At 64.0% G+C, this 22976-nt stretch carries 26 protein-coding genes; 4 read left to right on the forward strand and 22 right to left on the reverse strand.

The features are described 5' to 3' along the window. Positions 1 to 7: 7 nt before the first annotated feature. Entirely contained in the window at positions 8 to 991 is a 984-nt protein-coding gene (locus CO675_RS21065; protein WP_097673786.1) for a hypothetical protein, read from the reverse strand. A 365-nt stretch (positions 992 to 1356) separates the two neighbouring features. Here CO675_RS21065 and CO675_RS41775 point away from each other — a divergent pair, with 365 nt between their 5' ends. Beyond that, complete coding sequence (locus CO675_RS41775) at positions 1357 to 1485, forward strand: hypothetical protein (RefSeq protein WP_283808114.1); 129 nt, start codon at positions 1357 to 1359, stop codon at positions 1483 to 1485. 30 nt (positions 1486 to 1515) lie between these two features. Here the strand turns inward: CO675_RS41775 and CO675_RS21070 are convergent, their stop codons facing one another. The 18 genes from CO675_RS21070 to urtA all read right to left on the reverse strand — a co-directional run bounded on the left by CO675_RS21070 (position 1516) and on the right by urtA (position 17984). After that, on the reverse strand, positions 1516 to 2544 hold the full coding sequence (locus CO675_RS21070) for a cytochrome-c peroxidase (protein WP_097673787.1): 1029 nt from the start codon (positions 2542 to 2544) through the stop codon (positions 1516 to 1518). Between the two features lie 186 nt (positions 2545 to 2730). Beyond that, on the reverse strand, positions 2731 to 4392 hold the full coding sequence (locus CO675_RS21075; protein ID WP_097673788.1) for a CHASE domain-containing protein: 1662 nt from the start codon (positions 4390 to 4392) through the stop codon (positions 2731 to 2733). A 393-nt stretch (positions 4393 to 4785) separates the two neighbouring features. Next, on the reverse strand, positions 4786 to 5436 hold the full coding sequence (gene ureG / locus CO675_RS21080; RefSeq protein ID WP_097673789.1) for an urease accessory protein UreG: 651 nt from the start codon (positions 5434 to 5436) through the stop codon (positions 4786 to 4788). 175 nt (positions 5437 to 5611) lie between these two features. Beyond that, positions 5612 to 6349, reverse strand: a complete 738-nt coding sequence (locus CO675_RS21085) for an urease accessory protein UreF (RefSeq protein WP_097673790.1) — start codon at positions 6347 to 6349, stop codon at positions 5612 to 5614. After that, positions 6330 to 6974 (reverse strand): urease accessory protein UreE, encoded by a 645-nt coding sequence (ureE, locus tag CO675_RS21090; protein WP_097673791.1) that lies wholly within the window; start codon positions 6972 to 6974, stop codon positions 6330 to 6332. The genes CO675_RS21085 and ureE overlap by 20 nt, the downstream gene beginning before the upstream one ends. Positions 6975 to 6982: 8 nt before the next feature. Beyond that, positions 6983 to 7282: a putative quinol monooxygenase gene (locus CO675_RS21095; protein WP_097673792.1), complete on the reverse strand. Its 300-nt coding sequence runs from the start codon at positions 7280 to 7282 to the stop codon at positions 6983 to 6985. Between the two features lie 24 nt (positions 7283 to 7306). Further along, the gene (locus tag CO675_RS21100; RefSeq protein WP_024581875.1) at positions 7307 to 7606 is read right to left on the reverse strand and encodes a putative quinol monooxygenase; all 300 of its coding nucleotides are present in this window, start codon (positions 7604 to 7606) and stop codon (positions 7307 to 7309) included. A 112-nt stretch (positions 7607 to 7718) separates the two neighbouring features. Beyond that, positions 7719 to 9434 (reverse strand): urease subunit alpha, encoded by a 1716-nt coding sequence (gene ureC, locus CO675_RS21105; RefSeq protein WP_097673793.1) that lies wholly within the window; start codon positions 9432 to 9434, stop codon positions 7719 to 7721. A 1-nt stretch (position 9435) separates the two neighbouring features. After that, complete coding sequence (locus CO675_RS21110) at positions 9436 to 9990, reverse strand: HD domain-containing protein (protein WP_198964681.1); 555 nt, start codon at positions 9988 to 9990, stop codon at positions 9436 to 9438. A gap of 163 nt (positions 9991 to 10153) precedes the next feature. Next, entirely contained in the window at positions 10154 to 10609 is a 456-nt protein-coding gene (locus CO675_RS21115; protein WP_097673794.1) for an endonuclease domain-containing protein, read from the reverse strand. A gap of 96 nt (positions 10610 to 10705) precedes the next feature. Further along, a complete protein-coding gene (locus CO675_RS21120) occupies positions 10706 to 11011 on the reverse strand; it encodes an urease subunit beta (protein WP_038387566.1) in 306 nt (101 codons plus the stop codon). Positions 11012 to 11020: 9 nt separating this feature from the next. Continuing rightward, positions 11021 to 11323 carry an urease subunit gamma gene (locus CO675_RS21125; protein WP_063695274.1) on the reverse strand — a complete coding sequence of 101 codons (303 nt, stop codon included), beginning with the start codon at positions 11321 to 11323 and terminating at the stop codon, positions 11021 to 11023. 46 nt (positions 11324 to 11369) lie between these two features. Continuing rightward, positions 11370 to 12206 carry an urease accessory protein UreD gene (locus tag CO675_RS21130; protein WP_097673795.1) on the reverse strand — a complete coding sequence of 279 codons (837 nt, stop codon included), beginning with the start codon at positions 12204 to 12206 and terminating at the stop codon, positions 11370 to 11372. Positions 12207 to 12257: 51 nt separating this feature from the next. Continuing rightward, positions 12258 to 12953: an urea ABC transporter ATP-binding subunit UrtE gene (gene urtE / locus CO675_RS21135; protein ID WP_092119000.1), complete on the reverse strand. Its 696-nt coding sequence runs from the start codon at positions 12951 to 12953 to the stop codon at positions 12258 to 12260. 3 nt (positions 12954 to 12956) lie between these two features. Next, positions 12957 to 13718 carry an urea ABC transporter ATP-binding protein UrtD gene (gene urtD, locus CO675_RS21140; RefSeq protein ID WP_050405363.1) on the reverse strand — a complete coding sequence of 254 codons (762 nt, stop codon included), beginning with the start codon at positions 13716 to 13718 and terminating at the stop codon, positions 12957 to 12959. Between the two features lie 4 nt (positions 13719 to 13722). Continuing rightward, positions 13723 to 14892: an urea ABC transporter permease subunit UrtC gene (urtC, locus tag CO675_RS21145; protein WP_097673796.1), complete on the reverse strand. Its 1170-nt coding sequence runs from the start codon at positions 14890 to 14892 to the stop codon at positions 13723 to 13725. Next, the gene (gene urtB, locus CO675_RS21150) at positions 14889 to 16484 is read right to left on the reverse strand and encodes an urea ABC transporter permease subunit UrtB (RefSeq protein ID WP_097673891.1); all 1596 of its coding nucleotides are present in this window, start codon (positions 16482 to 16484) and stop codon (positions 14889 to 14891) included. The genes urtC and urtB overlap by 4 nt, the downstream gene beginning before the upstream one ends. A 171-nt stretch (positions 16485 to 16655) precedes the next feature. Beyond that, a complete protein-coding gene (gene urtA, locus CO675_RS21155) occupies positions 16656 to 17984 on the reverse strand; it encodes an urea ABC transporter substrate-binding protein (protein WP_097673797.1) in 1329 nt (442 codons plus the stop codon). 532 nt (positions 17985 to 18516) lie between these two features. Here urtA and CO675_RS21165 point away from each other — a divergent pair. From CO675_RS21165 to CO675_RS21175, 3 genes are all read left to right on the forward strand, one after another. Further along, complete coding sequence (locus CO675_RS21165) at positions 18517 to 19947, forward strand: DEAD/DEAH box helicase (RefSeq protein WP_097673799.1); 1431 nt, start codon at positions 18517 to 18519, stop codon at positions 19945 to 19947. 24 nt (positions 19948 to 19971) lie between these two features. Continuing rightward, on the forward strand, positions 19972 to 20265 hold the full coding sequence (infA, locus tag CO675_RS21170) for a translation initiation factor IF-1 (protein WP_016842649.1): 294 nt from the start codon (positions 19972 to 19974) through the stop codon (positions 20263 to 20265). Positions 20266 to 20532: 267 nt separating this feature from the next. Beyond that, complete coding sequence (locus tag CO675_RS21175; protein ID WP_016842648.1) at positions 20533 to 20745, forward strand: cold-shock protein; 213 nt, start codon at positions 20533 to 20535, stop codon at positions 20743 to 20745. 160 nt (positions 20746 to 20905) lie between these two features. Here CO675_RS21175 and CO675_RS21180 read toward each other — a convergent pair whose 3' ends face one another. The 3 genes from CO675_RS21180 to CO675_RS21190 all read right to left on the reverse strand — a co-directional run bounded on the left by CO675_RS21180 (position 20906) and on the right by CO675_RS21190 (position 22772). After that, the gene (locus tag CO675_RS21180; RefSeq protein WP_245452838.1) at positions 20906 to 21535 is read right to left on the reverse strand and encodes a TadE/TadG family type IV pilus assembly protein; all 630 of its coding nucleotides are present in this window, start codon (positions 21533 to 21535) and stop codon (positions 20906 to 20908) included. 8 nt (positions 21536 to 21543) lie between these two features. After that, positions 21544 to 22092, reverse strand: coding sequence for a TadE/TadG family type IV pilus assembly protein (locus tag CO675_RS21185; RefSeq protein ID WP_097673801.1), 549 nt, complete (start codon positions 22090 to 22092; stop codon positions 21544 to 21546). A 173-nt stretch (positions 22093 to 22265) separates the two neighbouring features. Next, positions 22266 to 22772, reverse strand: coding sequence for a pilus assembly protein N-terminal domain-containing protein (locus CO675_RS21190; protein WP_198964682.1), 507 nt, complete (start codon positions 22770 to 22772; stop codon positions 22266 to 22268). Positions 22773 to 22976 lie beyond the last annotated feature (204 nt).

The following is a 22976-nucleotide window of genomic DNA, read 5'->3' on the forward strand; positions in this document are numbered from 1 at the left end:
CAACGATCTACAGGACCGAGGTCTTGAAGATCGCGGCGTGGCCGAAATAATAGACGAACAGCGTCAGCGTCAGCGCGGCACAGAGCGCGACCGGAGCAAGCCATGCCGCGCGACGATCGCGCGGCAGCACCTTGTTGTCGGCGAGAATCGCAAACAGCACGGCGATGATCGCCGAGTGCCCGATGGTGTCGATCTTGCCGAATTCGAAGCACGCGCTGATGAACATCCCCGCCAGCACGGTGGCGGCGCAGCGCCGGATCAACGGCGTCCAGATCAGGGCAAAGGCGAGCGTGAACTCCACCATGCCGGCGGCGCGCATGTAGAACTCATTGTCGAAGCCGAGGGTCATCCCGGCATGCTCGATCAGCAGCGGGAAGCTCCATTCAGGATAGGCCCATTTTTCGATCGAGGCCCACATCAGCGTCACCGCCGCCGCGTACCGCATCACGTCGATCGGCCGGATTCCAAACAGATCCTTGTTCAGCCCGATCAGTGCAAAATAGGCCGCAACGCCTAGAAAAATCGGGTAGTCGGCGAGATGGAAGACGCCGTAGTCGCGGACGCCGATCCCGAACAGGATCGCCATCCCCACGGCCGACAGCGGCAGCGTGCGTCGTGACAGCATGCCGGCGGCGATGGCGAGTTGCAACGCACCCACCAGCGGTGACGACGTCTTCAACTCGGGCGTCAGCAGGATCCCGCCGACGGCCCAGATCGAGATGAAGAAGAACGCGCAGACTGCGCGCATCATCAGTTCGGTGTGCAGCCGAAGTCCTTCGGTAATGCGGTCCAGCACACGAATGGTCGCATCGCCGAGCGACGTCGGCTCGATCAGGCAGCCCGCAAACAGCCAGAAGACGGCGACGCCGAGCAGCAGTTCAAAATCGAGGCAAAGGACATTCTCGAGTCCGCGCGGCTGACCGGCGACATCGTAAGCGCAAAACCATTTGACATGTGCCTCGGCACTGCGCGCGGCTGTGACGCAAAACAAAACCGCTGCAAGGCACGTGGCGAAAAAGGAGCGCACAGCCGACGCGGCATCTCGCTCCCGCCCACTAAACATTGAACTAACCGCCCACACACAGATACGCTTAAGGACTTGCACGCTTAAGGACTTGTTTAACTTATATCAAATTTTACGCTTTGCGCCTGCCTCCGACATCCGCTGGTTGCATTGTGGTTAATTGCGGCAGGCAGGCCCCACCCCGTCCCTCAGTGCATCTTTTCCGGCCGGTTCCATCGAATTTTAGCCAATTCCGGCACGGGGGCTCAATTCAACTGTCGTAGTGAAACCCGGACAAATCGGATCGGGAGGCCGGTTAAATGTTCGGAGTGCTGAGCGTCGTGAGTATCGGGGTGGGGTCAGCCCTCGCCTACGTGACAAAATCGTCCCCGTCGCGCACGGCGGCCCTCGAGACCTGCGCCGGCGCGCTTCTGGTCGTCGGGCTCGGCCTGCTAGGGGCCGCGCTGCCGCACCTCGCCTGACGAACCCCCGTTCAACGCCCCCTGTTGCGCTCAGCGCGGCAGTTTAGGGATCCCCACCACCGGTGGGGCCGTGGCGGTGAGGGTTTGCAGGAAGGCGATGAGGTCCTTCTTCTCGCCAGCCGTCAGAGACAATGGCTTGATGTCGGGCGACCGGCTCGGCCGCTCGATCCCGCCCTTGTTGTAGAGCTCGATGACATCTTCCAGCGTTGCGACCGATCCGTCGTGCATATAGGGCGCACGGCGCGCGACATCGCGCAATGTCGGGGTCTTGAACGCATATTTCAGCTTCGCCGAGGTCGGAAAGTAACGTCCGCGCCCGATGTCGTGGCCTTTGGCGGTGCCGATATCCTGGAAGGACCCGTCGGAGAAGGACGGGCCGCTGTGGCAGGACGAACAGCGTCCCTTGCCGTTGAAGAGCTCAAAGCCGCGCTGGGCTGATGCGCCGATCGCGCTTTCGTCGCCCTTGATCCAGCGGTCGAACGGGGCTTCGCCCGCAACGATGGAGCGCTCGAACGTCGCCAGCGACTGCTCGATCCTCGGCCGCGTGATCGCGCCGTCGCCGAACGCGTGGGTGAACGCATCGACATAGCCGGGGATCGCCGCGAGGCGGGCAATCAATTCCGGTTCGGTCATGTTCAGGTTCATCGGGCTCAGGATCGGCCCGAACGCAACGGATTCGAGATCCCTGAACTTGCCGTCCCATCCAAGGGGCTCGAAGAACGCCACGTCGATCAGCGTCGGCGAGCGGATCGGCAGGCCTTTCGGGTCCTCACCGATGGCGCGCGGCAGGCCGTCGGCCCATGACAGGCTTGGCTTGTGGCAGCTCGCGCAGGAATGCGTCTTGGACCGCGACAGCAGCGGATCGAAGAACAGCATCTGCCCAAGGGCCGATTTCGCCTCCGAATAGGGATTGCTGCTCGGAAACGGAACAATTTCGGGCCGGCGATAGCTGGCACGGATCGTCGCAGGGTCGCGGGGCGCCGTCGCCGGGGTCAAGGCAAGCGACAGCCCGACAGGCAAAACTGCCGCGAGCAAGGTCAGGCTGACCCAAAGCCTCATCGGGGTCCTCAGACGGTATCCTGCTCGGTATATGCCCAAGCATGTTCAACGAAGTTTTAACGCTCGGTTGCGGGCTATTACGGATGCCGGATTTCGACACAGACGATGTGAGCGTCGTCCGGCGCGCCTTATTTCGATCAATCCGCGCAATAACGTAGCCACTCAACCTGAGGCGGCTGCGGCGCTCTACTTCTTCGCCGGCCGGAGCGGCGCGGAGAGCTGCTCGGTGCGGTCGCGCTCGGTCATGTCGACCACGGTGTCCATCGGCGCGGTGAGCTCATAGACGTAGGAGACGTCGGTGAAGTAGCGCTTCGCGGTGCCGCCGAGCGCCTCTGGTGCGACGCGGTCGAGCAGGATCAGGCCGAAATCGCTATCGGCGCGCCGCGTCGCCTGGCTGGTGTTGAACTCCTCCCAGCGGAAATGGAACACCGCGTCCGCATCCTCGCCGGCGACCTCCCAGTTCGCGACGATGTGCGGATGCTTGCCGACCAGCGACAGCCCTTCGTCGGAATGCGAAGCGAGCTCAAAGAACAGCAGCGACAGCGATTGCGCGGCGCGGGCGCTGACGGTGATGTCGGGACCGTTCACCGCGATCCGGTCGGCATGCGGAATCGCGCGCGATTCGAACAGGCCCTTCAGCTTGACGCCCTGCCACTGGCTCTCGCTGAGCAGCGTGACGACATTCGACATCGCGTGGATGCGCCCGATCAACAGTTCGCGCGCGACATCCATGTCGGCGCCGTGCCGCAGCGTGCGGGTCACGATCGACTGGATCACCGCAAGGATGTTCTTGACCCGATGGTTGAGCTCGTCGATCACAGCGGTAAGCCGGCGCTCGAAGCCGATCCGGACCTCGATCTCGCGGCTGAGGCGAAGGTTGTTGTAGGCGACATAGCCGAACAGGCCGCAGACGATGCCGGTCAGCGCGAGGCCGATCGCAGCGACGATGGTCGCGGTCTGCTGCGCACGCACCGTGGCGTTGCTCTTGGCATAATAATCGAGCGACCAGTCCCTGCCGCCGAACGTCACCGTGCGCACCATCGACGGCAGCGGGCCGTCCTGGCGCACCGCGCGCGAGGTGACGATGCCCTGCTCGTTGGCGGTGAACTCGTCATTGGAATCGCGCGGGTCCTTCAACGCCACCGCGAACAGCGAGGAATCGTCGTTGGTCAGCATCAGCGACGACAGCTCGTACGAAAAGGTGATGAAGCCGGCCGGCTCGGACCCACCCTCCTGGAACACCGGCGCGGCGAGCACGACCCCGACCGGGCCGTTCTGCCGCAGCAGCGGCACCGGGTCCGAGGCCACCGGCTTGGCGTTCTCCATTGCCCGCGCCAGCATCGGACCGACCACCGAGTGACGATCGAAGGCGCGGCCCGGGATGCTCAGGGTCTCCGGATTGCGCGGCTCGACGTCCATCAGCACGTTGATCGGCTTGTCCAGCGCCTTGATGTCGAGGGCCTGGTCGTCGAAATCGCGGATCGAGGGATTGGTGAAGCCGGCAGCCTTCAGCTCCGCCTCGGCGGCCGTCAGCTCGTTCGGCTTGAGCCGCGCGATCCAGGCGGCGACGACGAAGTCGGTCTTGAAGGCGTAGATCGCCGAGCGCAGCGGCTGCAGCATGTTGGCCTTTACCATCGAGGGCGTCCGGAACAGCCCCGAGGCCACCCGCGCCAGCAGCTCGCGCTCGGTCAGGCGGTCCTGCACCAGGCTGGCATGGACGTCGATCGCCCGCGCCAGCGCGATACCGTCGATCGCGAGCTCCTGATCGTGCACCCGATAGGCGGCAAGACCGGAGAGCAGAACTCCGATCAGCGCAATCAATGCAACGATGAAGCCCAGTCGAACCACACGCTTACTCGGCAATCAGGGGGTGGCGAAAGGGGACGGTAGGCATCTGGCTTCTGCGGGGGCGGCGACAAATCCGGGTGCGATGAACGCCAGCCGCAAAGGAATATGGAATAGCGATCATCGGTACGCAACAGGAGCCGGTCGGCAACATTAACGACGACGCCACCCGGCGGTCTTTGGCGGCGCCAAAGGTTGCTAATCGTCAAAGTTGGAAATTGTTCCGGCGATTGCGCAGCTTTTTTGCGGCAGGGTGCGCCGGACCACTGACCGTCATCCTGAGGAGCGCGTAGCGCGTCTCGAAGGATGAACGGCCCGGCTGGTGGCCGTCGCCCCTTCGAGGCTCGCTACGCTCGCACCTCAGGGTGACGGGACCGGTGCCACAATGATTAACGACTAGCCCGCCTTCGTACCCGCCTTGCCCGGGCCTTGCGACCGAAGGCCGCCCTTGGTCTCGATGAAGCTGATGATGCGGTCGAGGCCGTCGCTCTTCTTCAGATTGGTCATCACGAAGGGCCGCTCGCCGCGCATCCGCCTGGCGTCGGTGTCCATCTTCTCAAGCGACGCACCGACATGGGGCGCGAGGTCGATCTTGTTGATCACCAGAAGGTCGGACCGCGTGATGCCGGGACCGCCCTTGGAGGGGATCTTGTCGCCGGCGGCGACGTCGATGACGTAGATCGTGAGGTCAGCCAATTCCGGCGAGAAGGTCGCCGCCAGATTGTCGCCGCCGGATTCGATCAGCACCAGATCGAGATCGGGGAATTTCGCCCGCATGTCGGCGACCGCGGCGAGGTTCATCGAGGCGTCCTCGCGGATCGCGGTATGCGGACAGCCGCCGGTCTCGACGCCGGCGATGCGATCCGCCGTCAGCGAGCCCGAGCGCACCAGAAACTCGGCGTCCCATTTGGTGTAGATGTCGTTGGTGATCGCCGCGATGTCGTAGCGCTCGCGCATCGACTTGCAGAGCAGATCCATCAGCGCGGTCTTGCCGGAGCCGACCGGACCGCCGACGCCGACGCGCAACGGGCCATGAGAGGTTGCCATATCAATCCATCCATCGTCGTCCCGGCCTAGTGCGCAATTGCGCACGGGGGCCGGGACCCATTACCACCGAATTCAATTGCTGCGCGAAGCTGGGGCCGCAGACTTGCATAACCACGAAGGCCTGTGGTTATGGGTCCCGGCCTTCGCCGGGACAACATGTGGGGAAAGCTGCCCATCATGACCGGAACAGCCTCGTGTATTGCGCCTCGTGACGCAGGCTGGCGAGATCGGCCCGGAAGGTCGCGCTGCCGAGATCGTCGAGCGAGGCCGCGTTGGCCCGCGCCGCGGTTGCGGCAACGACCGGCTCGAGATCGGCCAGCACGCGCTGGCTGTCGGTCTGCCCGAGCGGGATCAGCCGGCTGCCTGCTGAAATCCAGTTCGACAGCACGGCATGCAGGAAGGCATGCAGCGACGGCGAAAGCCGGATGCCATGCGCGGCGCTGACGATACCGACCGCGACCGGGTAGACGATCGGGCCGTCGCAGGCCGCGATCATCGCATCGAGGCCGGACGAATTCCACGCCGCACGGGCGATCTCGATGAAGGCGCGCCCCTGCGTCGTGGTCTCGAGCTGCCGCTCGCGCGACGGCACGAAGGCAGCAGCAAGCTCGGCGATCTCCTTCAGCCCGGCGTGGCCGGGCTCCGATGCCGCGCGATGGCTTTGTGCAAGGAATACGGCGTCGCAAAAGCCGCTGCCGTCGGTGAGCATCGCCGCGAGCCAGGCGCGCAGCGACGCGGCATCGGTGATGTCGCCGGCTTCGACGGCCCATTCGATGCCGCTGGAATAGGCGAACGCCCCCACCGGAAAGGACGGCGACAGCCACGTCATCAGCCGGTACAGCGCGGCCGCCTCGTCCTCCGCCATCCCGCCGCGCACCGCAGCGGGATCAGGCTCATTTGTGGTCATGAGCATGGGAGTGGTCGTGATGATGATGGGCGTGGTCGCAATGCTCATCATGATGATGGTGGTCGTGGTCATGCGCGTGATCATGATCATGACCATCACCGTGGTGGTGTCCATCGCTGTGGCGATGTCCATGATCGTGCGCATGGCTATGGGCATGATCGTGCCCGGTGTGACCATGCGCGTGCGCGTCGGCATGCGCATGCTCGGCGTAGGCGCCGCCCTCGGGATCGAACGGCGCTTCGATCTCGATGATACGGGCCCCTAACCCCTTCACCATCGCCTCGATCACGTGATCGCGCCGAATGCGCAGGCCTTTCGGCATGATCTGCGTTGGCAGATGGCGGTTGCCGAGATGCCAGGCGACCCGGATCAGATGATGCGGATCGCTACCGCGGATTTCCGCGAGCGGCTCGGGAGCTGCGACCACCTCGACGAGGCGGCCGTCCTCCAGCACCAGTGCATCGCCGCCGCGCAGCGCGACGGCGTTTTCGAGATCGAGCAGGAATTCGAGCCCGCGCGTCCCGGTCATCGCCATCCGCCGCCGGTGCCGGTCGTCGAAATCGAGCACGACGGTGTCGGCTGCCGCTTCCGTCCAGCGATGCTGTCTCAGGACCTTGGTTGCGCGGATCATCGATTGCCTCAGATCTTCTGAACCTTGGCGTCGCTGATGATCTCGATCACCGTCGGGCCCGTCTTCATTTCAGCGGAATATTCGCGCCACACCTTCATGTGCGGCGCCTTGCTGTGCGCGGTGAGGTCGTCGCGGGTTTCCCAGCGCTCGACCACCACATACAGATTGGGATCGTTGACGCTGACATGGCCCTCGTAGGAGAGGCAGCCCTTCTCCTTGTGGGTCTCAGCGATGCACGCCTTGTGTCCCCGGATGAAGTCGTCCTTGTTCTCCGGCTTCATCGGCGTGGTGGCGATGACATAGATCATGGATGATCTCCCTTCTTTTTCTTGTTAGCGGACGTCGACCTTCTCGGGCGTGATCACCTCGATCTTCGGCGGCGCGGCCATGCACTTCACCGCGACGCGGCCGAACGTCTTCATGTGCTCGGCGGTACGATGCGGCACCAGCGCCTCGGCGTTCTCCCACTGCTCGACGAACACCATCTTGCTGTGGTCGGTGACGCTCTCGTGCAGATCGTAGGCGATGTTGCCGGGCTCCTTGCGGGTTTCCTTGATGCAGGCCGTCGCCGCCGCGATGAATTCAGCGCGGGTCTCGGGCTTGATGGTCAGCGTAGCAACGACGTAAATCACGGAAATTCCTCCCGGTTTTCTGTTCTGGTTTAGGTCTTGTTGTGACGCGTTTTCTTTCCGCGAACCGGAAATTCCACTTCGCTCGAAAACGCTCCAGTTACCGGGACCGGTTTTAGAACATAAAGTAGCGCTGTGCCATGGGCAGCACCTCAGCCGGCGCGCAGGTCAGGAGCTCGCCGTCTGCGCGGACCTCATAGGTCTCGGGATCGACCTCGATCTCGGGCGTCGCATCGTTGTGGATCATGCTCTTCTTGGAGATTTTTCCGCGGGTGTTCTGCACCGCGTAGAGCTTCTTACTGATCCCGAGCTTGCGGGCGAGGCCGCCGGTGACCGCAGCCTTCGAGGTGAACACGACGGAGGAGGCGGTGAGCGCCTTGCCGAAGGCGGCGAACATCGGCCGATAGTGCACCGGCTGCGGCGTCGGGATCGAGGCATTGGGATCCCCCATCGGCGCCGCCACGATCGAGCCGCCCTTGATGATGCAGTCCGGCTTGACGCCGAAGAACGCCGGCGACCACAGCACGAGGTCGGCGAGCTTGCCCTTCTCCACCGAACCGATCAGCTTCGACACGCCATGCGCGATCGCCGGGTTGATGGTGTATTTGGCGATGTAGCGCTTGACGCGGAAATTGTCGTTGTCGTTGCCCTTGTCCTGCGGCAGCGCGCCGCGCTGCTTCTTCATCTTGTCGGCGGTCTGCCAGGTGCGGATGATCACCTCGCCAAGCCGGCCCATCGCCTGCGAATCCGACGACATCATCGAGAGCGCGCCGAGATCGTGCAGGATGTCCTCGGCGGCGATGGTCTCCTTACGGATCCGGCTTTCGGCGAAGGCGAGGTCCTCGGCGATCGACGGATCGAGGTGATGACACACCATCAGCATGTCGAGATGCTCGTCGATGGTGTTGCGGGTGAACGGCCGGGTCGGATTGGTCGAGGACGGCAGCACGTTCTTCAGGCCGGCAATCTTGATGATGTCAGGCGCGTGGCCGCCGCCGGCGCCCTCGGTGTGGAAGGCATGGATGGTGCGGGCCTTGAACGCCTTCACGGTATCCTCGACGAAGCCGGATTCGTTCAGCGTGTCCGAATGCAGCATCACCTGGACGTCGTAATCGTCGGCTACCGACAGACAGGTGTCGATCGCCGACGGCGTGGTGCCCCAATCCTCGTGCAGCTTCAGCGCGCAGGCGCCGCCCTTGATCATCTCGACCAGCGCCGCCGGCCGCGAGGCGTTGCCCTTGCCCGAGATGCCGAGATTGACCGGGAAGGCGTCGAACGACTGGATCATCCGCCCCATGTGCCACGGGCCCGGCGTGCAGGTGGTGGCAAACGTGCCATGCGACGGGCCGGTGCCGCCGCCCAGCATCGAGGTGACGCCAGACATCAGCGCGTGCTCGATCTGCTGCGGGCAGATGAAGTGGATGTGGCTGTCGAATCCGCCCGCGGTGAGGATCCTGCCCTCACCCGCGATCACGTCAGTGCCGGGCCCGATGATGATGGTGACGTTGGGCTGGATGTCGGGATTGCCGGCCTTGCCGATCGCGGCGATCATGCCCTCCTTGATCGCGACGTCGGCCTTCACGATGCCCCAGTGATCGACGATCAGCGCGTTGGTGATGACGGTATCGGCCGCGCCCTGCGCGTTCGTCACCTGCGACTGCCCCATGCCGTCGCGGATCACCTTGCCGCCGCCGAACTTCACCTCCTCGCCATAGGTCGTGAAATCCTTCTCGACCTCGATGATCAGATCGGTGTCGGCGAGCCGCACCTTGTCGCCGGTGGTCGGGCCGAACATGTCGGCATAGACGGAACGCTTGATCTTCACGGACATGTCAGCCCCCAGTTTCAGCCAGCGCGGCCTTGGCGCGCGCGACGGTGTCGTCGAAAATGCGGTCGAGCCGCGGATTGATCCCCCGGCAACCGGCGATGACCTTGTCGGCCCAGGCCGCATAGTCGGCGAGATCGTCGCGCTCGTGCTTGCTCGGATGCGGCACGATCCGTGCGCCGATGTTGCTGACCTTGTCGGCGGTCTTGATCAATTTTGCATCGGGCGATTTGTGCGGAGCGTCCTCGATCTGCTTCTGCCGGCGAACCGCTTTCGGCAGGCTCATGTCGTCGGTGCATTCGACCACCAGCGCGGCAACGCGCTCACTGAATCTCTCCGCGAGCTCTTCGCGTGTGGTCTCGGTGTCCTCGATGGTGTCGTGCAGCCAGCCGGCCGCCACCAGCTCGGCATCCGCGCCATCGGTCACCTGCGCCAGCAGGTTGGCGACCTCGGCCAGATGGTTGATGTAAGGCTCATTGCCCCGCCCCTTGCGCGCCATGCCGTTGTGACGGCGCGCCGCAAGCTCGGCAGCTTCGGAGACCATGCGGAGCGCGGGCAGCATCAGATTGCGGCGCTCCCGTCGCAATTGCGATTGGTATGGCACTCAGAAATCATTTCTGCCGGCGCCCGGGGCTTACCCCTCTCCCCACCCCTCCCCCGCAAGGGGGGAGGGAGTCTGAAGAATGTGCTCACCTGACGTCGCGTTGCGACTCCTCGTACTCGCATCATGACTTCCCCGCTTCATCGATGTCCGACGTAAGGGAGCCACCGGCGGAAGGGTTCCCTCCCCCCTTGCGGGGGAGGGTTAGGGAGAGGGGTGCCGCTTGCTCAGCCGCCTGAAGGATCGCAAGAGCGACACCTTCGAGATTCTTCAGCACATCATTGTTGGTGAAGCGGAGTACACGATAGCCGCGCGACGCGAACCAGACATCTCGCCGCTCGTCGTGACGAACTCGTTCATCGAAATCGTGGCTTTCGCCGTCAACTTCAACAACCAGCTTGCAAGAATGCGCGACGAAATCTGCAATGTAATTGCCAATCGGAACCTGTCGACGAAAATTGAGGCCGGCGAGGCGATCGGCCTTGGTGTGCCGCCACAGCAGCGTCTCCGCGCGCGTCATCGCACGGCGGAGCTGCTTGGCGCGATCGCGCTGGATGTCGCTCACTTGAGTGTGCGGCATACCCCTCTCCCCACCCTCCCCCGCAAGGGGGGAGGGAGCCTGACCGGAGTGCTCACCTCACTATCGACCATCACCATCACACTCGTCGGATTATGATCACAACTTCCCCTTCACCTCGGCGCGGAAGCCGTAGATCACGCGCTTGCCGGCGAGTGCGACGAGGTGGACGTCGCGGGTCTGGCCGGGTTCGAAGCGGACCGCGGTGCCGGCGGCGATGTCGAGGCGCATGCCGCGGGCCTTCTTGCGGTCGAATTTCAGCGCCGGGTTGGTCTCGAAGAAGTGGTAGTGCGAGCCGACCTGGATCGGGCGGTCGCCGGTGTTGGCGACCGAGAGCGTCACGGTCTTGCGGCCGGCATTGAGCTCGATCTCGCCGTCCTTGATGAAGAGTTCGCCGGGAATCATGTCGCGCTCCTATCGGATCGGTTCGTGCACGGTGACGAGCTTGGTGCCGTCGGGAAATGTCGCCTCGACCTGGATGTCGTGGATCATCTCCGGGATGCCGTCCATCACCTGCGCGCGGGTCAGGACCTTGGCGCCCGCCTGCATCAATTCGGCGACGGTGCGGCCGTCGCGCGCGCCCTCGACGATGTAATCGGTGATCAGTGCCACCGCTTCGGGATGGTTCAGCTTGACGCCACGCTCGAGCCGGCGGCGCGCCACCATGGCCGCCATCGAAACCAGCAGCTTGTCCTTTTCGCGGGGAGACAAATTCATGCGAGCACTCTGATGATCTTGAAAGGATTAGTTGAGCCACAGGCCTTTAGTTAAGCCAGAGTCTTGGCAGCGGGACTAAGGAAGCGCGGCCGAGCACAGCCATCATGTCGGCGCGCAGCCGGGCCGCATCTTGGGCACAGAAGCGTGCCATTGCAAAGCCATTCCACGCGGAGATGCCGACCTCGCCGCCGAAGCTGTCCGACGCCTCGCGGATGCGCGCGATCAACGCCTCGTCGCCCGGCACGATCAGCGCGGTGCCGATCGCGCAGCCGCCCCCCGCGACCGCGGGCCTTGCCAGCTGCTCGCCGATCTCGCCGTCGAGGCGGATGGTTTCGGCAAACACCAGCCGGCCGCCGCGCCGCATCCGCCAGCGGTCGACGAACTCGCCGTGGCGCATGGTCTCGCCCATCGCGGCGCGGCCGAACACCACGATCTCGCACAGCAAGAGCGAAGCGCCCTCGGCCAGGTCGATGTCGAAGCCGCGATGAATGCGCGCCCGGTCGAACAGGATGGTCTCCTGCGGCAGCCAGGACAGATGCGCGCCATCAGCGACCTTCAGCGCGATGTCGAGCCGGGCCACGGCGCTTGGCGTGCGGTAAACCTTTTCCGCCGCCGCCGTGGTCAGCGTCAGGCGGGCGCCCTCGCCGGCCGTGATTGCAATCTCGAAGCGGTCGCCGCCGGCAATTCCGCCGGCGGTGTTGACGAACATCGCCGACAGGCCGTCGTCCTCCGGCGATGGGAAGCGGACGCGCAGCGAGCCTGACTCATGCAGGTCGCCGCGGCGGGTGGCGCCATCCTTGCGATGCACGCCGAACCTGACAGCGCCCTGGGCGCGGTTGGCCGCAAACGTCGCCGCTGCCGCGCCTGCGATCCCGCTCCGCATTCCCCCGACGCTCCCTTGGCCCACGCCGCGCGCGGCGGCGTCACACCATCTTCACAGCGCCATCTGGCGGCTGATCTCGGCGGGATCGAGGCTTGCGCGATCGCAGGCATATTTCACCGCGCCCCGGTCCATCACGGCAAAACTGTCGCCGAGTTCGCAGGCAAAGTCGAGATATTGTTCGACCAGCACGATTGCGATGTTGCCGAGGTTGCGCAGGTAGGAAATGGCGCGGCCGATGTCCTTGATGATCGAGGGCTGGATGCCCTCGGTCGGCTCGTCGAGCAGCAGAAGCTTTGGCCGCATCACCAGCGCGCGGCCGATCGCGAGCTGCTGCTGCTGGCCGCCGGAGAGATCGCCGCCGCGGCGGCCCAGCATGGTCTGCAGCACCGGAAACAGCGAGAACACGTCGTCGGGGATGTTGCGGTCCTCGCGCTTCAAGGGACCGAAGCCGGTCTTGAGGTTTTCCTCCACCGTCAGCAGCGGGAAGATCTCGCGGCCCTGCGGCACGAAGCCGATGCCGCGCCGCGCCCGCTCATAGGGCTTCAGCGCGGTGATGTCCTTGCCGTCGAAATTGATCGCGCCGGAGGCGATCGGATACTGGCCGACCATGGCGCGCAGCAGCGAGGTCTTGCCGACACCGTTGCGGCCGAGCACGCAGGTGACCTTGCCAGGCTCGGCGGTCAGCGACACCCCGCGCAGCGCCTGCGCCGCGCCGTAATAGAGATTGATGTTGTCGATCTTCAGCATCGCCTAGCGCCCCAGATACACTTCGACCACCCGCTCGTTCGACGACACCTGGTCGATCGAACCTTCGGCGAGCACCGTGCCTTCGTGCAGGCAGGTCACCTTGACGCCGAGCTCGCGCACGAAGGTCATGTCGTGCTCGACCACCATGATGGTATGGTTCTTGTTGATCTCTTTGAGCAGCTCCGCGGTCAGATGGGTCTCGACATCGGTCATCCCTGCAACCGGCTCGTCGACCAGCAGCACCTTGGGGTCCTGCGCCAGCAGCATGCCGATCTCGAGCCACTGCTTCTGGCCGTGGCTGAGGCTGCCGGCGAGGCGATTGCGCGCATCGGTCAGGCGGATGGTCTCCAGCACCTTGTCGATGCGCTCGGACTCCGCCTTGCTGCCGCGCCAGAACAGCGTGCCGCGCACCGAATGATCGACATTGAGCGCGAGCAGCAAATTGTCCTGCACGGTCTGGCTCTCGAACACCGTCGGCTTCTGGAACTTGCGGCCGATGCCGAGCTCGGCGATGCGGGTCTCGTCGAGCCGGGTCAGGTCGACGGTGCCGTCGAACAGTACGGTGCCCTCGTCCGGCTTGGTCTTGCCGGTGATGATGTCCATCATCGTGGTCTTGCCGGCGCCGTTCGGGCCGATGATGGCGCGCATCTCGCCGGGCGCGAGCGTCAGCGACAGATTGTTGATGGCGTGAAAGCCGTCGAACGAGACGTGCACCCCGTCGAGATAGAGCATGGCCGAAGTGGCGCGGGTATCCATGACGTTCATCTGCCTACTCCGCCAGGTTCGGTGCGCCGACGCCGTCTTCGCGCGCCGCGCTGTCCCGGTCGGCCGCGAGGGCCGCGCTACGCCGCGTCTCCCACCAGCTGTTGACGGTGCCGACAATGCCCTTCGGCAACAGCAGCGTGACCAGGATGAACAGCGCGCCCAGCATGAACAGCCAGTACGGCGCCAGCGGTCCCGACGTGAAGAACGTCTTGGCGTAATTGACCACAACGGCGCCGAGCGCGGCGCCGACCAGCGTGCCGCGGCCGCCGACCGCGACCCAGATCACCGCCTCGATCGAATTGCCGGGCGCGAACTCGCTCGGATTGATAATGCCGACCTGCGGCACATAGAGCGCGCCGGCAACGCCGGCCATGCAGGCCGACAGCGTGAACACGAACAGCTTGTAGGATTCGACGCGATAGCCGAGGAAGCGGGTCCGGCTTTCGGCATCGCGCACCGCGATCAGGACCTTGCCGAGCTTCGAGGTCACGATCGCGCGGCAGATCAGGAAGGCGATGATCAGCGCCAGGCAGCTCAGCAGAAACAGCGCGGCACGGGTGCCTTCGGCCTGCACGTTGAAGCCGAGGATGTCCTTGAAGTCGGTCAGGCCGTTGTTGCCGCCGAAGCCGAAATCATTACGGAAGAATGCCAGCAGCAGCGCATAGGTCATCGCCTGGGTGATGATCGACAGATAGACGCCGGTGACGCGCGAGCGGAATGCCAGCCAGCCGAAGCAGAAGGCGAGCAGGCCCGGCACCAGCAGCACCATCAACGCGGCGACCCAGAACTTGTCGAAGCCGTACCAGTACCAGGGCAGCTTGTCCCAGTTCAGGAACACCATGAAGTCGGGCAGGATCGGATTGCCGTAGACGCCGCGACTGCCGATCTGCCGCATCAGGTACATGCCCATGGCGTAGCCGCCGAGCGCGAAGAACGCGCCGTGGCCGAGCGAGAGGATGCCGCAATAGCCCCAGATCAGATCGATCGAGAGCGCGAGGATGGCGTAGCAGACATATTTGCCCCACAGCGCCACCAGATAGGTCGGCACCTGGAACATCGAGCCCTGCGGCAGCAGCAGGTTCGACAGCGGGATCAGCACGCCGACCGCGGCGACGAGCAGCACGAACGCGGTCGCGGCGCGGTCGAGCGAACGGGTCAGGATATGCGGCGTCATGCTTCCACCGCCCGGCCCTTGAGCGCGAACAGGCCGCGCGGCCGTTTCTGGATGAACAGGATGATCAGCACCAGGATCGCGATCTTGCCGAGCACCGCACCTGCCACCGGCTCCAGGAACTTGTTGGCGATGCCGAGCGTGAAGGCGCCGACCAGCGTGCCCCAGAGATTGCCGACGCCGCCGAACACCACGACCATGAAGCTGTCGATGATGTAGCTCTGGCCGAGATTCGGACTGACATTGTCGATCTGCGACAGCGCCACGCCGGCAATGCCGGCGATCCCCGAACCGAGGCCGAAGGTCAGCGCGTCGACGCGCGAGGTGGCGATCCCCATCGAGGCCGCCATACGGCGGTTCTGCGTCACCGCACGCATCTCGAGGCCAAGCGCGGTGTAGCGCAGCATCGCGAGCAGGATAGCGAACACCGCAAGCGTGAAGCAGAGGATCCAGAGCCGGTTATAGGTGATGGTGATCTGGCCGAGCTCGAAGGCGCCGCTCATCCAGGACGGATTGCCGACCTCGCGGTTGGTCGGGCCGAACGCGGTACGCACCGCCTGCTGCAGCACCAGCGACAGGCCCCAGGTCGCGAGCAGCGTTTCCAGCGGGCGGCCGTACAGGAAGCGGATGATGGTGCGCTCGATCACGACGCCGATCAGGCCCGCGACCAGGAAGGCGAGCGGCACCGCGATCAGCAGCGAATAGTCGAACAGCGCGGGATAGCGGGTGCGGATCACCTCCTGCACCACGAAGGTGGTGTAGGCGCCCAACATCACCATCTCGCCATGCGCCATGTTGATGACGCCCATCACGCCGAAGGTGATGGCAAGCCCGATCGCGGCGAGCAGCAGCACCGAGCCGAGCGACAGGCCGTACCAGGCGTTCTGCACCATCGACCACATCGCAAGGTTGCTCTGAATCGAGGTGACCGCGGCAGCCGCCGCCTTGGTGACCGACGGCGGCTGGTCGCCAAGCCCGGTGAGCAGCGCCAGCGCTTCCTGGTCGCCGCGGGCCTTGACCACGGCGACGGCGTCGAGCTTGTCGCTGTCGGATGCATCCGGCTTGAACAGGATGATGGCGGCGCGCGCCTCGGCGAAAGCCTGCTTGATCGACTTGACGCTCTCCTTGGCGAGCGCGCCCTCCACCGTCGGCAGCAGGTTCTCCTCGTGGCTCTTGAACACCGATTGCGCCGCCGCGAGCCGCTTGGCCGGATCGGATGACAGCAGCGTCAGGCCGCCGAGCGCGGCTTCCACGGTACGGCGCAGGCGGTTGTTGAGGCGAACCGCGGCGGCATTGTCGGGCAGCTTGTCGACGGCAGCGCCAGTCGCGGCGTCGATGATCTTGCCGTCGGTCTGCGTGATGAAGACCTTCTTGCTGTCGGGATCGGCCGACAGCCGGCCGTCCTGCAGCGCGCCGATGATGCGCGGAGCCAGCGCGTTGCCCGATGCGGCAATCTCGCCGATCGCGGCCTCGGTGTCGGAAAACTCGTCATTGGCGAATTTGGCGACCGAATCCTCGAACGGGCCGGCCAGCGCCGGCACGGCAAGGCAGCTCAGCAGCAGGATCGAGAGACAAAGCGCACGAAAGCGATCAATACAAATAGCAAACACGTCAGTACCCCGGCAGGAGTGGAGGAGAAGGCGACGAGTAATGCCGCCTTCTCCGGTGTCGGAAGGTTGTGTTGTGTCGTTGTTGAGGTCAGGAGTCTTCTTTGAGCGTGATCTTTTCGGAAAACCGCTTCGCACTTTTCCGGATCAAACTCGCTATCAGGAGCCCTGGCCGCCGCACTTGTTGGTCTTGGTGTTGTAGTTGCCGCACTTCTTGCCGACCCAATCGCCGATCAGGTCCTTGGAGCCTTCGAGCTCCTTCGACCAGGCATCGCCGGCCACCAGACCCGGGGTCTTCCAGACCACGTCGAACTGGCCGTTGCCCTTGATCTCGCCGATGAACACCGGCTTGGTGATGTGGTGGTTCGGCAGCATCTTCGACACGCCACCGGTCAGGTTCGGCGCCTCGGTGCCGGGGAGCGCGTCGATCACCTTGTCCGGATCGGTCGACTTCACCTTCTCGACAGCCTTCACCCACATGTTGAAGCCGATGTAGTGCGCTTCCATCGGATCGTTGGTCACGCGCTTCGGATTCTTGGTGTAGGCCTGCCACTCCTTGATGAACTTCTCGTTCGCCGGGGTCTTGATCGACTCGAAGTAGTTCCAGGCGGCGAGATGGCCGAGCAGCGGCTTGGTGTCGATGCCGGCGAGCTCTTCTTCGCCGACCGAGAACGCGACCACCGGAATGTCGGTCGCCTTGATGCCCTGGTTGCCGAGCTCCTTGTAGAACGGAACGTTGGCGTCGCCGTTGATGGTGGAGACCACGGCGGTCTTCTTGCCGGCCGAGCCGAACTTCTTGATGTCAGCCACGATCGTCTGCCAGTCGGAGTGACCGAACGGCGTGTAGTTGATCATGATGTCGTCCTGGGCGACGCCCTTCGACTTCAGGTAGGCTTCCAGGATCTTGTTGGTGGTGCGCGGATAGACGTAGTCGGTGCCGGCCAGCACCCAGCGCTTCACCTTTTCTTCCTTCATCAGATAGTCGACGGCGGGGATCGCCTGCTGGTTCGGCGCAGCACCCGTGTAGAACACGTTGCGCTCGGATTCCTCGCCCTCATACTGCACCGGGTAGAACAGGATGTTGTTCAGCTCCTTGAACACCGGCAGCACGGACTTGCGCGACACCGAGGTCCAGCAGCCGAACACGACCGCGACCTTGTCCTTGGTGATCAGCTCGCGGGCCTTCTCGGCGAACAGCGGCCAGTTCGATGCGGGGTCGACCACGACGGCCTCGAGCTTCTTGCCGAGAACGCCGCCCTTCTTGTTCTGCTCGTCGATCAGGAAAAGGATCGTGTCCTTCAGCGTGGTTTCGCTGATGGCCATGGTGCCCGACAGTGAGTGAAGAATGCCAATCTTGATGGTGTCGTCGGCCGCTTGGGCGGGCGCGAACGGCGAGGACGCAGCCAGACCCAAAACCAGGCCGGCAGTCGCCGCGAGCGCGCGGCGGCGGGTCATCGTCGTTATTTTGTGAGTAAGCTGAGTAAGCATGAAATGTCGTCTCCCTGACGCAGGCGTGGAACGCTTGCGAACGGCCGCTTGGCCGCCTGCGGTTAAGGGAATCGCAAGAACTGTGCCACGGTGCGTGGGCACCGTAAGCCGATGAACCAACTGGATAATTTCATGAGTTCCGGGCAAATACGGAGAGTGGCTGCCCAATCATTGAGCCGTCAACTTGGCTGCCGAAAGAGCAATCAGGTTATTTTATAGGCAAAATTTCCTTCTTGGCTAAATTTCCGGCAGCGATTTGTGACAGTTTGCGCGATGGTTCGGCGCATTCAGCGCACCAATCCCGGCGATATCATCTTGAAACCGCCCAGTTCCTGGTCCATATGCTGGCCATGCCCGCGACATCGCGGTGCCTTCGCGAGCTGCGTGTTCAAGCTGCCCCAAGCGGCTTCTGGCTCGCCTTTCAGCTAACCCAGCTTGACGCCCCAGACACGCGGGTGTCCCCGAATGCTTTCATGCGATTCCGGCTGATACTGGCCGGGACGATGACGGCTTTTATGGAAAGAACCACCTTTTGACCTCCTTTCAGGATTTCGGCCTCGCCGATCCCATCGCCCGCGCGCTTCGAGAAGAAAATTATCTCACGCCGACCCCCATCCAGGCCCAGACCATCCCACTCGCACTTGCCGGCCGCGATGTCGTCGGCATTGCCCAGACCGGAACCGGCAAAACCGCGTCCTTCGCGCTGCCGATCCTGCACCGGCTGCTCGAGAACCGCGTCCGCCCGCAGCCCAAGAGCTGCCGCGTGCTGGTGCTCTCGCCGACCCGCGAACTGTCGGGGCAGATCCTCGACAGCTTCAACACCTATGGCCGCCACATCCGGCTGTCCTCGACGCTCGCCATCGGCGGCGTGCCGATGGGCCGCCAGGTCCGCTCCCTGATGCAGGGCGTCGAGGTGCTGGTTGCCACCCCCGGCCGCCTGCTCGATCTCGTGCAGAGCAACGGGCTGAAGCTCAACCAGGTCGAATTCCTGGTGCTCGATGAAGCCGACCGCATGCTCGACATGGGCTTCATCAACGACATCCGCAAAATCGTCGCCAAGCTGCCGATCCGGCGGCAGACGCTGTTCTTCTCGGCCACCATGCCCAAGGACATCGCCGAGCTCGCCGAGGCGATGCTGCGCGACCCGGCCCGCGTGGCGGTGACGCCGGTGGCCTCGACGGTGGATCGCATCGCCCAGCGCGCGATCCAGGTCGATTTCGCGGCCAAGCCGGCGGTTCTCGCCCAGCTTCTGAAGCAGGAAGCGGTCAATCGTGCCCTGGTGTTTACCCGCACCAAGCACGGCGCCGACAAGGTGGTGAAGAGCCTTGCCAAGGCCGGCATCGAGGCCAATGCGATCCACGGCAACAAGTCGCAGAACCACCGCGAGCGCACGCTGGCGGCGTTCCGTTCCGGCGAGATCCGCACGCTGGTGGCGACCGATATCGCCGCCCGCGGCATCGACGTCGACGGCGTCAGCCATGTCGTGAACTTCGACCTGCCCAACATCCCGGAAACCTACGTCCACCGCATCGGCCGCACCGCCCGTGCCGGCGCCGACGGTGTCGCGATCTCGCTGGTCGCCGGCGCCGAGGAGATGGGCTATCTGCGCGATATCGAGCGGCTGATCCGGATTACCGTGCCGCGGGAAGACCGCCGCACACAAGGCGGCTCCCCTGGCAGCCGCGAAGCCGCCGCGCCCGCATCGGCGACCCACCCCCACCGGGGCGGCCGCTCTGCGCCGCGCGCGCATAATGTGCGTGGGAATGAGGCCGCTCCAAGTGCAAAAGGCCCTCGCCGCCGCCGCCGTCGGGGTGGTAATAATGGCGCGCCGCAGACGAGCCGGGGCGAGTCGCCGCGTCCGTCGCAGGCCGGCAACAGCGAAGGCATTCAGGGCGTCGCCTTCTTGCATCGCGAGAGCCGGCCGAATCCGCAACCCAACCGCAACAACCGACCGAAGCACTAGCCGTCGCTCGATCTGGAGAAACATATGGCTAAGGAAGAGCTGATCCAGTTCGAAGGACTGGTGACCGAAATCCTCCCCGACGCTCGTTACCGGGTGCAACTCGATGCCGGACACGAGATCGTCGCCTACACCGCCGGCAAGATGAAGAAAAACCGCATCAAGACGCTGGCCGGCGACCGCGTTACGATCGAAATGTCGCCCTACGATCTCGAAAAGGGCCGCCTGATTTTCCGGCACAAGGACGAACGTCCGAGCGGCGCACCCGGCGGTCCGCCGCGGGGCGGCGCACAGCGCGGCGGCCAGTTCCGCCGCCGTTAGGCTGGACATTGCAACCGTTGCGCGCACGACGTCCTGATGTCCTGCGCAACAATGGCCGGCGGCTGCGCCGGCCAAAAAATCGCGCACGTCAGGATTGTTTTGAGCCCTTCTATCGAATAATATCCTACCCATCGATTTTCGGCCGGACGACATTAGCCAATACCGGTACAGCCGGTTCAGACGCTGACGACCCTTCCAAAAATTCGATCTCACCACCCCGCCGATCAGCGGGTCTTGAACTTGTATATCTGAGAAGGGACTACCCACGTGAGCATGGGAACCGTGAAGTGGTTTAACGCGACCAAGGGCTACGGCTTCATCCAGCCGGATGAAGGCGGGAACGACGTGTTCGTGCACATCAGTGCAGTCGAGCGCGCCGGCCTTGGCACTCTGCGTGAAGGCCAGAAGATCTCCTACGAGATCGTTGCTGACCGCCGTTCCGGCAAATCCTCGGCCGACAATCTGCGCGCCGCTGGATAAGCCGATTTCCCGGGAGCGCGAAGCTCCAGGAAATTGCCGTCAAAGCATCAAGGGCCGCACCTTCAGGTGCGGCCCTTTTTGTCTGGATCGCGTCTTTGGCAGACGCAGCCCGGCTGCATTTTCTTCACGCGAACCGGCGTCCGCTTCGCGCGAAGACGCCTTAGTAAGTCGAGCAGGTCGTCGGCATGGTGGCGGAGGTCGGGGCATAAAACACGCAGACCGACTGCCGCGGCCGCGTGAAGGCAACGTCGCTGAAGGTGATGCCGGCCTTGGCCATCACATAGCCGATCGTCGGAACGTATTTGTAGCTCACTTCGCTGAAGATCAGATAGGTGCCCGAAACCAGCAGCGCGGACGGAACGACGCTGGTCACAATGTCACCCTGGCTGCGGGTTGAGGCCGTCAACGTGGCCTGCGTGGCGCCCGAGGCGATCGTCCCCGCCTTGCTCCACTGGATGTGCGCGATGTTGGAGTTATCGACGTAGATTTCCGACAACGTGACTTTGGTCGGTGACGGATCGTAGGGCGTCATGATGCCGACGCTGGCGCTGAAGAAGTTCTGCAGGTCGGCATCCACCACCTGCGTCGCCTGCGAGGTCAGATCCGATGCGGCGCGCGCCATCAGCGTGACCTTGCGGTCGACCGCGACACCGGATGAAAACTCAACGGTGCCGAAGAACAACACCAGCATCAACGGCATGATGAACGCAAACTCGACCGCCGCAAGACCCCGGCGGTCATGCCCGAAAGCAACGACAAAGCGCCGCAAGGCCGAGGGCAGGGTTTTCATGACCTTACTCATGAGCATGTGGTCCCGGCGGTTCCGGAGGGCTCGTTCTTGAACGTCGCGGTCGCGGTCAGGAGCCGCTTGCCGTTGCTGAGGAAGCTGGAGGTGAAAACCTTGGTGACAAACAGCGGCCATTGATAGAACAGGCGGACCACCACGACGTCGCCGTCCTTGCCGGGACACCATTTCACCTGGGTGGGATCGGTAATCGGCGTGAGGTTGACGGTCGAAAAGCTCGTCGCGGGATAGCTGCGCACGTCAACGTAAATGCCGTTGGTGCAATCGAACAGCGCGTTGACCCGGCCGCAGACGAAATCCTTGAACTGCTGCTGGGTATAATTTGCGCCCTGCGCCTGGCCGGTCATGACCATGCGCGAGGAGTCCTGCGTTGCCGTCTCAAGCACCTGGCTGGCAAAGAAGATCATCGCCACCTCGATGATCGCAAAAAGCAGCGCGAAAAACAGCGGCGCGACCAGCGCGAATTCGACCGCGGTCACACCACGGCGGTTTCGGCCAAAGCGACGGAGGAGGCGCGCAAAAGAATGAGCGGGCAGCGGCATCAACGACCCCGGATCAACATGGCGGCAACAACTACCCAAGAGTCATTGTCGAAGTATTTCGCCGGATCGAGACAGAGCGACCCGATCCGTTAGGCTTTTATTAAGCATGTCGGGTGGACTGCCTGCGATAGGCCACAAGGCGGCTGCGTGTGAAGCGCCCGGGCGGACGCATGTCAGTTCTGCGGCTTCGCGCCACCGCCCGAGCCGCTGGCCTGATTGTTGAGCGTACCAGCCTGGTCCATGGTCGACTTGAAGTAGGCCTCACCGTCACCGAGGGTGATGCGGCGCTGGCAAACCGGCATGCAGCTATAGGTCTCGCGATCGATGCCACGATAGACGGTGACGAGCTGATCGGTCGGACCTTCGACCTGGATCTGGCGGTCCACCAGCACCTGGCCGGAGCGGTCGAGTGCGATGAAGTTGGTCGCGCCATAACCCTTGCCGGTGACCACGACGACCCCGCCATTCTGCAGGGTGACGTCGGCGATCAGGGGATTGCCGACCACGATCGTGGCAATGCCGCCGGGCAACTTGACGAGCTTGGCCTGATCGACGTTGACCGCGATCCGGTCGGGATCCGGCGCTGCCGTTGCGAGTGCCGGCCCCAGCAGCAAGGCTGCGGCCATCGAGATGAAACCAATGCGCGTGACGGCGCGAATACGCTGGGACTGAAACGACATACTCTACCCCGGGACGTTAACAGGCCGGCAAAGGCGATACGCTGCGGACCGGCGCCCGACGCTGGCAAATCTGACGGCAATTCATTTAGGAAGAGCAAAGATCGACCGCCGAATTGCGCGGATGTCACGACTTCCCGAGCGGGTAGCTCGCGCAGGACGATCCGGCCGCCGCCCCCGTCGTCCTGTCATTGGGCGGAAGGGTCC

The organism is Bradyrhizobium sp. C9, assembly GCF_002532045.1.
Taxonomy (GTDB): domain Bacteria; phylum Pseudomonadota; class Alphaproteobacteria; order Rhizobiales; family Xanthobacteraceae; genus Bradyrhizobium.